Source organism: Erysipelatoclostridium sp. An15, from assembly GCF_002160675.1.
Taxonomy (GTDB): domain Bacteria; phylum Bacillota_I; class Bacilli_A; order Erysipelotrichales; family Coprobacillaceae; genus Thomasclavelia; species Thomasclavelia merdavium.
This window is the reverse complement of record NZ_NFLA01000072.1, coordinates 1-10,452: the sequence shown is the minus strand read 5'-3', so window position 1 is coordinate 10,452 and position 10,452 is coordinate 1. Positions and strand designations below refer to the sequence as shown.

Here is a 10,452-nt window from a genome sequence, read left to right as displayed (position 1 = left end):
TTTGCTTTTTCAAAAATTTCTTTTGATATCTGTTTTTTGATATTATTCCTGATATTATTTTTATTCACTTCATCCATTGGATCTGAAAGACCAACTGTTACAATAATAATCTTTTTGTTTACGATATTATTTAATTTTTTTATCGTTTTTGACATGCCTAGTACTCCACCAGCATACAATCCACCTAAATAAATAATGTTATCATAATCATTTATTTCTTTTACATTTTTAAAAGAAATTGCTTCTATATTAGTCCTCCTTGAAAGTTCTTTGGCATATTGTTTGGTTGTTCCATAATGAGAACCATATATTAAAATATTACTCATAACATCCTCCATTTTATATTTACTTTTGGCAAACTATTTTATAGATTTTCTCTCCTTTAAATTTTATTAAAAACTTATTTTTCTATTTTGATACATAAATAATAGTTAATATTATTTCTAGTTTAATTATCTACATTTGTTATTCCATTTTGCCCTAACTAATCTTTTAGAAATATCTATTTCTTCTATATATTCATAATTTTTGCACCATTTACAAAATATAGAATTTTTGTTTAATATCAATTTTGTTATAAATGAATTTGGTACAGCATTCCAACCATTTTGTGGTACTAATTTTATATAGATTTTATCTTGATCTCTATTGATTTCATATATTCCTTCTAAATATCCCATTTCTTTTTTGGGACAAATTTTAAATATTCCTTTTGTATCTTTGTTCATATCAAAGCATGGTGAAAAATTTATTTCTATTTTTCCATCTTCTAAATGAACTATTATCTTACTTAAAGAATTAGACTCTTCAAAAATATACTCTATATTTTTATCTATATAAGAATTATTATCTAAATCTACTTCTACAAAGGATAAAGAATCAGTATTAGCAAATTCCAATAATTCACACTGATTACTGTATCTTGCATAATACCTAAATTGCATGTTCATCGGCATAGAAAATTTATCTATTTTAATTTTTTTATCTTCAATTTTACATTTTATCTGCGTATATTTTTTTCTTATAAAATCAAAATTGTACATAAAAAATAAAGGTAAAAAATTCGGGTTTTTAGATCCATATCCTATAGGTGCTAATAAATTCATAGGTATAGACTTTTTACTTGAAAATTCTTTTATATAAAAATCTATTTTTCTATTTTCTAAATCTTTAAAACTAAATGATATATATTCGCAATTATTTTGTTTTTCTAAATATGCTTTTTTTATAGCTACTTGTATATGTCTATTTAATCCTTTTTCAGCAACATTAAACTTCTCATCTTCTTGAAACTGTAAAGAAATATCATCATAAACATCGACATAACTATCTTTTCTATATGCAACTATTCTATATCCCTTGCCATAAGGTTTCCCATCAATATATTGCAATTCAAAACCTTTATATATTTTATCCGGTTTTTTCTCAAATGGAATAATTGCTAGCTTCTTTATCGGACTATAATTTACAATAAAAGGAATTATATTTTTCATATAAAATTTTCTCCACAAATCTAGATTTGTTAACTAATTACTTCATAGCGTAATCTAAGATATGAGTCTTCCAAAACCATACATTCTTGTAATTTCAATACCCCTAATTTTGATAATTCACTTTCTGACAATAAAGATCTTCCATCAATTAAAGTTGATGTATCTTTACCTCCAATTAATATCGGTGCTACTACAATATCAATATAATCTATCAGCTTTTCATGAAGAAACAATCCATTTAATGTACCACCAGATTGAATTGTTATTCTTTTGCAACCATATTCTGTTTTAAGTTTTGTAAGAACATCTTTCAATGATAATTTATTTTGATATATAATATGAAGGTTATCTTCTTTAATTTTAAATGCTGGATGATTTTCATTAGATGTAACTAACACAAATTGTTTTGATAAAGCACAAAAGTAATGTATACCATGTTCGTTTAAATGGTTATTATCAATTAAAACAAAGGAAGCAGGTGTTTTATTTGGCATATTAGGTGTATTAACACCGATTTTAGCTTGCACTCTTCCAGAATTAAGTGACCATAAGTCTGTCGTCTGCTCAATTTCATAGTATTGGTGTAATCCTTCTTTAACCCCTTTAATTTTAGGAAAATCCTTATCTACATCTAAATTATCTGATGCACCTGTACTAATCTTGCCATCAACAGACATTAACATAAATAATGTTGTAATTGCCCTATCCATTTTAAACCTCCTTAAAAACATAATTTATCTATATATTTGATTATATCATATCTTCTTGTAATTACTGAAATCATATTCATAAGTAATCTTGTAAAATGAAAAATTGTATTCGACTTCTAAATAGCTAAAATAGAAATTAATCTTCTAATAGCTTATTTCTTATTTATCGTACCTTTTCATATAATAAAAAAGGAACTTTTAAAAGCTCCTTTAATATTCTAAATCTTTTATTTTCCTTTCAATTTCTTTAATAATTCTAATAAATTCATCATCACTTTTACCAGTAGGATCATCTAAATTCCAATTATCATCGAAATTTTTACCAACATATGGACAATTAACATTACACCCCATAGAAATAGCTATATCTACTTGAGGGAGGTCCTGGACTAATTTACTATACTGATCTTGTTCCATATCAATTTGATACATTGCTTTAATAAGTCTAACTGCATCCTGATTAATTTGTGGTTTTAATTCTGTTCCACATGAATAAAATTCATATCTATCATTCATAAATTTTTTCCCTAATGCTTCAGCTATCTGACTGCGACAGGAATTATGAACACAGACAAATGCAATTTTGAGTTTTCTTTTCATGTGCTAATTAACCTTCCATTTTTACTGATAAAATATGTTTCACTTCATCTACTGATAAAACTTTCCCAAAAGAAACAACTTCTCCATTTAATACTAATGCCGGTGTTGACATAACTCCATAAGATGCAATTTGTCCAAAGTCAGTAATATGCGTAATTGTTAAATTTAAATCCAGCTCAGCTACTGCCTTTTTTACCGATTCTTCTAATTTTTCACACTTTTTACATCCTGATCCTAAAATTTTAATCCCAGCTTCTTTTTTTAATTCCTCAGCTCTTTCAATATTTTCTTGATTAATTTGATGACAACAACATTCCTTTTTTTCTTTCTTTTTAAACAAATTCATATTAACGCTCCTTTTATTTTTCATACTCAAACTTTGATTCAACATTAAGAATATATTCATTTTCTTTGCTTTTTCTAACTCTCATCCATTTTTCATCTAGATATTCATTAATATATTCTATAATCTCATCAACAGGATATTCTTTACCATCCTGTCTAAGCTCTAAGCCACAACAAGTACATGATCCAATTGCATGAATAGAATATTCTATTCCTTTTTTCTTTAATAACTGATTGATATCTACTATCATATTAAAATTAACTACATTTGACATATGCTTTCCTCCTAATACAATAAAAATGAAAATATATTAAATAAATAACCAACAATAATAATTCCTAAAGTGCATATTGTAATAAATAATGCTAATAATTTTGGCTTTACAGCTTTTTTTAACATGATAAGTGAAGGTAAACTTAATGTTGTTACTGCCATCATAAAGGCTAGTACAGTTCCAAGTAAAGCCCTCTTAGCTAGTAAAGCTTCAGCAACAGGAATAGTTCCAAAAATATCAGCATACATTGGAATTCCTACAATCGTTGCTAAAATAACTCCAAAAGGATTATTTCCACCTAATACATTTTCTATCCATATTTCTGGAATCCAGTTATGAATAATAGCTCCAATTCCTACACCTATCAAAATATATGGAAAAACTTTTTTAAATGTTTCTATAACCTGTTCTTTAGCATATTGTAGACGCTCTTTCTTACTTAGATCTGGCGAACTAATATCTACACTACTAGATTTCATAATAAAATCTTCAACATATTTTTCCATATGCATCTTTTCAATAACAGTTCCACCAATAACTGCGATAATAAGTCCCACTATAACATAAGCAATAGCTATTTTTACTCCAAAAATACTCATCAACAAAACAAGGCTTCCTAAATCAACCATCGGAGATGAAATCAAAAATGAAAAAGTCACTCCTAAAGGTAATCCAGCACTAGTAAATCCAATAAATAGTGGTATAGATGAACACGAACAAAATGGTGTTACAGTACCCAATAAAGCAGAAATGATATTTGCTTTTATACCATGAAATCGACCTAAAATTTTCTTGCTTCTTTCTGGTGGAAAATAGCTTTGAATATAAGAAATAATAAAGATTAGTACACATAACAATACTGTGATTTTAATAACATCATAGATAAAAAACTGAATGCTGGCTCCAATATTGGAATTAATATCTATACCAACAGAAGTTAACAATAGAGCAATAACTTCATTTAGCCAGTTCATTTTTAAAATTTGATTTTGAAAGAACAACCAGATTTCTTTCATAGTTCCTCCTTGTATCGATATATTTCGATTTATAGATTTGAATTTTTGCCACCATAAAGGTGGCTTTATAAAACGAAGAATAATTTACACTCGATAATCTTTTAAATACTGGATAACTTTTTCAATCCCATCACTTGATAAAGAATAATGTGACCACTTTCCATCTTTTCTAACATTAACAACTTTTGCATCTGTTAATATCTTCATATGATGTGATAAAGTAGACTGACTTACATCAAGAATTTCTAAAAGTTTACACGCACAATGTTCTCCATCTTTTAAAATATCTAGAATCTTCAAACGATTAGGATCACAAAATGCCTTAAAAACTTTTGCTTCCTGATCAAAATCTTTACCCATATAATCACCTCACATCTATATTCTTCGATATGATAATATCATACACATCGATAAACGTCAATATGAGTTTGAAATCATTTATATAATTTTTTATCAATAACTTTCAACCAAACTTATAATATCAAAATAAAAATGAGCAATTAAAAAACTGCTCATTAATTTATTACATAAATTCTTTATTCTAGTGTAATATGTCTTTTAGTCTTTTCTTCAGGATGAATATTATTTCTTCTTTTTCCTACCATATCTAATACTTTTAATCTAAATACAGTTGTTGCTTTCATAATATTTGTATTAAATTTAAATTCCTCAGAATGATAATGTCTCATCAAAATTTTCAATGCTTTATATTTATTGTCATCATCTACAAACTCTATTTCTCCATGACCAATTACACTAGCATATCCCATTGTACATGACATTCTTTCATCATAAAGAATAATGTTATGTTCACAATCCATTTCAAAAGTTACTTTATTATTTTGTCTAATCAAGTCCAATTTTTTTCCTTGATTAGCACAATGAAAGTATAAATATAACTGTTTTTCTTCCATATCAACACCAAAATTAAGTGGAACTATATATGGATAATCTTCATCGAATAGTGCTAAACGACATACATCACATTTATCAATAATATTCATAATTTCATTAAAATCTGTTATTTCTCTATCTTTTCTTCTCATAAAAACTCTCCATTTGATTCAATAACTTTTTTATACCATTCATAAGAATCTTTTTTACTTCTTTCTAGCGATCCGTTTCCTTCATTATCCCTATCGACATAAATAAATCCGTATCGTTTCTTCATTTCACCGGTTGTAAACGAAATACAATCAATACATCCCCATGGGGTATATCCTATTAAATCCACACCATCTTCTTCAACAGCTTTTTTCATTTCCTGAATATGTGCTCTTAAATAGTTAATACGGTATCGATCATGACAACTTCCATCATCTCCCTTGACATCAACTGCCCCAAATCCATTTTCAACAATAAAAAGGGGTTTTTCGTATCTTTCATAATAAATATTCATAGCATATCGTAATCCTTTTGGATCAATAGCCCATCCCCAATTTGTTACTTCTACATATGGATTATCTACACTATATTCACTAGAACCGTCTGTTGTATGACTAACATCTTTGTAAGAAGTTGAACTTACTGTATTAGACATATAATAACTAAAGCCAATAAAATCTACTGTTCCTTCTGCTAAGATTTTTTTATCTTCTTCAGTAATATCAATATTAAATCCTTTTCTTTCAAATAATTTCAATGCATAAGCTGGATAGTGACCACGACATTGTACATCGCTAAAAAAATAACGATCATGCATCATTTGAACAGACAACATCATATCTGATGGCCGACACGAATAAGGATAAATAGGCACTAATGAAATCATACATCCTATTTGAAAATCAGGATTAATTTCTTTACCCGCTTTAACTGCTAAAGCGCTAGCAACTAGTGTATGATGAGCACATTTATACATAGCTTCTTCTGGATTATCATAATCACCAAAATGAACACCGCTATTTGTCCAGCCATAAATATCGTTTTTATAATTCATTTGATTATTGATTTCATTGAAAGTCATCCAATACTTTACCTTATTTTTATATCTTTCAAAGCAGACTTTGGCAAATTTGACAAAGAAATTAATTGTCTTTCTATTCATGAATCCACCATATTCTTTTGCTAGATGATAGGGCATTTCAAAATGAGATAATGTAATAACTGGTTCAATTCCATATTTTAATAATTCATCAAAAACATTATCATAAAACTGCAATCCCTCTTCATTAGGTTCATCTTCGTCTCCTAATGGAAAAATACGTGTCCAGGCAATAGAAGTTCTAAAACATTTAAATCCCATATCTGCAAACATAGCAATATCTTCTTTATAACGATGATAGAAATCAATTCCAATATGATTTGGATAATATTTTCCTTCAATAATACCATCTGTAATTTCTCTAGGTACTCCATGTGCCCCAGCTACCATTACATCAGCTACGCTTAATCCTTTTGATGTTTCTAACACACCACCTTCAAATTGATGAGCTGCTAAAGCTCCACCCCATAAAAAATCCTTGCTAAAAACCATCTTGTTCTCTCCCTTTTACTTATATTTTATTTTGTAAATTAATATAATGGACGCAAAAATAAATGTAATGGCATTTGCTCCTATTAAATTATAATCCTTGATATTCCACCCATGAATAACCCACAACAACACACCTATTACAAACATTGCATACATACCTAAAGATATTCCAGATGTATCTTTCGTTTTAATAACTTGATATGCCTGTGGTAAAAAAGATAATGTTGTAAGTACAGCTGCAATCGTTCCAAACATATTAATCCTCCTTCGAACACAATGAATTTTAGTTGATAAAACATTCCATCTTTTGTCTTTAAACTGATTACATGTATATCGTACTATAGTTTTAGATATGTTCAATAGTTTACATTTATTGTGGAATATTGCTACAAAATTTATAATAAAACATAGTAACAAGATGTTACATTGTAACAAAAAATAGCCAAAAACATGCTTATATTAAATTTTATCACGTCTTTTTATCAAATAACGCACCATAAAGCTGATCCACTTCTTTAGCTTGCTGTAAATTTTCTGAAATTAATACACTATATATCAAGTCAAAAATATATTTTAAAGAAATATAAAAAACCATATCCTTTAAACTTTCAAACTCATCATGAATAACACCATACAATAAAACAGCTTGTTTTTTTGCAAGAAGATTTTTTTTATGACTTGTAATAATAATAAAAGGAATTTTTCTTTTAATCAAAATATCAGTAACATTTAAAAGATGCTCATCTTTACCATTTTTACTTATCATGATTACTGTATGATAATGATCCACATTCAAGCTCAACCATAGCTGCTTATCTCTATTTTGATAAACTGTTGTTATTTTCCCAGTGCTTAATAATAAATGACTTGCATATTCACCAATACATGCATTTGTATCATTAGCAATAATATCAATATATTTATTCTTTGAAATATAATCCATCACTTTTTTTAAAGTATCTATTGAAATCATATTCTTTGTCTGATTGATGATACCCACTTCAATTTCAGATAATTTATTCTTAATTGAAAATAAACTTTCATGAGATAAAATTTCCATATCTTTCAAATAATATTGACTTAAAAAAGAATGGATATTGATTTTAAAATCATTATAATTTATAAAGCCAAGTTTCTTTACAAAACGTACAACTGCAGTTGCACTAGTATATGTATTTTTAGCCAGTTGATGAGTAGTTAGATGAATAACTTCTTCACTGTGATCTATAATATATTGAGCTAAATATAAATCATTATCATTGAGTTTATAATCATGTGCTATTTTTTCTAAAATCATACTCATAAATCATCACCATATATTCTTTCTATTTTAGCTATATCATTACATCTTTTATTTATACATTTAAATTATAAACCTTAATATTTATCCGTAAAAATTTTTTTTACATTGGTTTTAATCCATATTTAAAATATATCTTGCCTCTTTAGCCTGATTATTTTGAATATCATTTTTCATTTCTTCATCACTTTTATCTTGTAGATAAATATAGGCTTTGTTGTCTTGAAAATATACTGCAAAATACTCATCTACATCTTTGTTTGATACCAGATTATAACAATTCTCACTTCTTTTTTCTAATGTATAAGTCGTACTTTCATCATTACTTTCGCGATCTTTATTATAGACTCCTAATTCAGCCTGGCTATAATCTTTTTGAACTTCTAAAAACATTTGTAAAGTATATCCTCTTGCATTAGTATAGACATCAGAATAATAAGTCATGGTAGTATAAATATCATCAGAAACAGAATTAGATATTCCCTGTTGATCAATCAACTGTGGAACAGGGATGAAATCTTGATATTGGCTATAATCGATATCAAATTCTTTTTGATAATCATCTAATAGTGTTTGCCATGCCTGATTAGCCTCATTTAATAGTGGCATATTATCAAAAGAAATCTGCTGCTTAGAAGCATCCAGCTCTCCTTTTGCTTTTTCTTCATAATTTTCTGTATAAGTCATATGATATTTTTGGTACTCTTCATCATAAGATTCTATTTCTAGCTGGTATACATCTTGATTTACTTCTTGTTTATATATATAAGAAACTGTTTTTTGCTGATTATTATTTTGTAAAGAAAACATCACGGTATTCTTTTGTGCATCAGATGTAAAAATTTGTCTTATAACGATACTTCGGTGATTAGGATCTGCTGCTATTGAAGTATCTTCTACCCCTATAGACCATTTATCATCATCATAACTATTTTCATCTAAATCATCTTCAACAGCCTGTACAGTAGCTTGCCAAAAGTCCTGTTTTTGACTTTGAGGCTCTACTGATTTTTGTTGATTACATCCCACAAATAAAAACATACAAAATAAACACAATATAATTTTTTTCATAATATTAATCCCCCAAAAATATTTTACAACATATTCTTTTTTATTTTAACATAGTTTTCTACACCACTAAATAATAAATCATAATGGTATTTTACATCGATGTTTATTATCATCCTATATTTTTGCTATTTATTGATGATAGCGATAAAATAATATCGTTTTATCATTATTGTTTCTAGATATAATTTATTAATTATTTCTTAGTTTTTTTATGTTATAATGCCTATATATGAAATAAAGGAGAATCGATTCATGACTATAAAAATGATTGCTGTTGATATGGATGGAACATTTTTAGATGAAAATTCATCTTATAATCAAGAGCGTTTTAATCAAATTTATCAAATTTTAAAAGAACGCAAAATTCGTTTTGTTGTGGCAAGTGGAAACCCATATCTTAAACTTCAAAATTGTTTCCCAGAGATTAAAGATGAACTTACTTATATTGCCGAAAATGGTGGTTATATTATAGATCAAGGTGAAGAACTTTTTTCTGCTCATCTTTCAACTCAAGATAGCCAGCTTATTATTGATGCACTTAAAACAATGCCTGATGTGCTATGCTGGGTATGTACCAAAGAACAGTCTTATACCTTAGAAACATTACCTGAACAGTATTATCAAATGTTTCTTCCATATTTTCCAAATGTTAAAAAAATTAAAGATTTTAAAGATATAAAAGAACCAATTGTTAAATTTGCTTTATATCTTCCTCAAAAAAATGTCAGTGAACGTATTCATAACCTTACAGAAATCGTTAGACAAAAAGCAAGAATTGTTGATAGCGGACATTACTGCATTGATATTATTCCTCAAAATGTTAGTAAAGGACATGCTATTGAAATTCTTATGGATAAGTTAGATATTTCAGCCGATGAAATCATGGCTTTTGGTGATGCTGAAAATGATATCGAAATGTTAAAAAAAGTTAAGTATGGATATGTTATGGAAAATGCTAAAGATTTTATGAAAGAACAGTTTCAATGGATCGCTCCTTCTTTTAATGATGAAGGTGTTTTAGAAGTAATTGAACACTATCTTAAAAATGATTCTTTTTATAATCAAAAATAAATTATTTTTAATTTAGAAAAACATGCGATTTAATAAAAATATCCCCTTTTATAAAGAAAGGGGATATTTTTATTAAATGTAAATATGCTTTATAT

The 10,452-nt window shown here is 27.3% G+C and carries 14 protein-coding genes; 1 reads left to right on the top strand and 13 read right to left on the bottom strand.

Going from position 1 to position 10,452, the window contains the following annotated elements:
- The 13 genes from B5E92_RS14260 to B5E92_RS14200 all read right to left on the bottom strand — a co-directional run.
- A partial coding sequence (locus B5E92_RS14260; RefSeq protein WP_239406493.1) for a flavodoxin domain-containing protein occupies positions 1–326 on the bottom strand: 326 nt, incomplete at its 3' end.
- 126 nt (positions 327–452) lie between these two features.
- Positions 453–1,493, bottom strand: a complete 1,041-nt coding sequence (locus tag B5E92_RS14255) for a hypothetical protein (RefSeq protein ID WP_087303277.1) — start codon at positions 1,491–1,493, stop codon at positions 453–455.
- 29 nt (positions 1,494–1,522) lie between these two features.
- On the bottom strand, positions 1,523–2,203 hold the full coding sequence (locus B5E92_RS14250; RefSeq protein ID WP_087303275.1) for a dihydrofolate reductase family protein: 681 nt from the start codon (positions 2,201–2,203) through the stop codon (positions 1,523–1,525).
- Positions 2,204–2,413: 210 nt separating this feature from the next.
- Positions 2,414–2,803: a phosphatase gene (locus tag B5E92_RS14245; RefSeq protein ID WP_087303273.1), complete on the bottom strand. Its 390-nt coding sequence runs from the start codon at positions 2,801–2,803 to the stop codon at positions 2,414–2,416.
- 7 nt (positions 2,804–2,810) lie between these two features.
- Positions 2,811–3,149 carry a thioredoxin family protein gene (locus tag B5E92_RS14240; RefSeq protein WP_087303271.1) on the bottom strand — a complete coding sequence of 113 codons (339 nt, stop codon included), beginning with the start codon at positions 3,147–3,149 and terminating at the stop codon, positions 2,811–2,813.
- 13 nt (positions 3,150–3,162) lie between these two features.
- Positions 3,163–3,423, bottom strand: coding sequence for a hypothetical protein (locus B5E92_RS14235; protein ID WP_087303269.1), 261 nt, complete (start codon positions 3,421–3,423; stop codon positions 3,163–3,165).
- Between the two features lie 11 nt (positions 3,424–3,434).
- Positions 3,435–4,439, bottom strand: coding sequence for a permease (locus B5E92_RS14230; protein ID WP_087303267.1), 1,005 nt, complete (start codon positions 4,437–4,439; stop codon positions 3,435–3,437).
- Between the two features lie 84 nt (positions 4,440–4,523).
- Positions 4,524–4,799 (bottom strand): helix-turn-helix transcriptional regulator, encoded by a 276-nt coding sequence (locus tag B5E92_RS14225; RefSeq protein ID WP_087303265.1) that lies wholly within the window; start codon positions 4,797–4,799, stop codon positions 4,524–4,526.
- Between the two features lie 176 nt (positions 4,800–4,975).
- The gene (locus tag B5E92_RS14220) at positions 4,976–5,485 is read right to left on the bottom strand and encodes a pyridoxamine 5'-phosphate oxidase family protein (protein ID WP_087303263.1); all 510 of its coding nucleotides are present in this window, start codon (positions 5,483–5,485) and stop codon (positions 4,976–4,978) included.
- Positions 5,482–6,915 (bottom strand): 6-phospho-beta-glucosidase, encoded by a 1,434-nt coding sequence (locus tag B5E92_RS14215; protein ID WP_087303261.1) that lies wholly within the window; start codon positions 6,913–6,915, stop codon positions 5,482–5,484. Before B5E92_RS14215 ends, B5E92_RS14220 begins: the two co-directional genes overlap by 4 nt.
- Before the next feature lie 15 nt (positions 6,916–6,930).
- The gene (locus B5E92_RS14210) at positions 6,931–7,170 is read right to left on the bottom strand and encodes a SemiSWEET transporter (RefSeq protein ID WP_087303259.1); all 240 of its coding nucleotides are present in this window, start codon (positions 7,168–7,170) and stop codon (positions 6,931–6,933) included.
- Positions 7,171–7,384: 214 nt separating this feature from the next.
- Positions 7,385–8,218: a MurR/RpiR family transcriptional regulator gene (locus B5E92_RS14205; protein ID WP_087303257.1), complete on the bottom strand. Its 834-nt coding sequence runs from the start codon at positions 8,216–8,218 to the stop codon at positions 7,385–7,387.
- A gap of 111 nt (positions 8,219–8,329) precedes the next feature.
- Positions 8,330–9,286, bottom strand: coding sequence for a hypothetical protein (locus tag B5E92_RS14200; protein ID WP_087303255.1), 957 nt, complete (start codon positions 9,284–9,286; stop codon positions 8,330–8,332).
- A 252-nt stretch (positions 9,287–9,538) separates the two neighbouring features.
- Here B5E92_RS14200 and B5E92_RS14195 point away from each other — a divergent pair, with 252 nt between their 5' ends.
- Positions 9,539–10,357: a Cof-type HAD-IIB family hydrolase gene (locus tag B5E92_RS14195; RefSeq protein WP_158095247.1), complete on the top strand. Its 819-nt coding sequence runs from the start codon at positions 9,539–9,541 to the stop codon at positions 10,355–10,357.
- Positions 10,358–10,452: the final 95 nt, after the last annotated feature.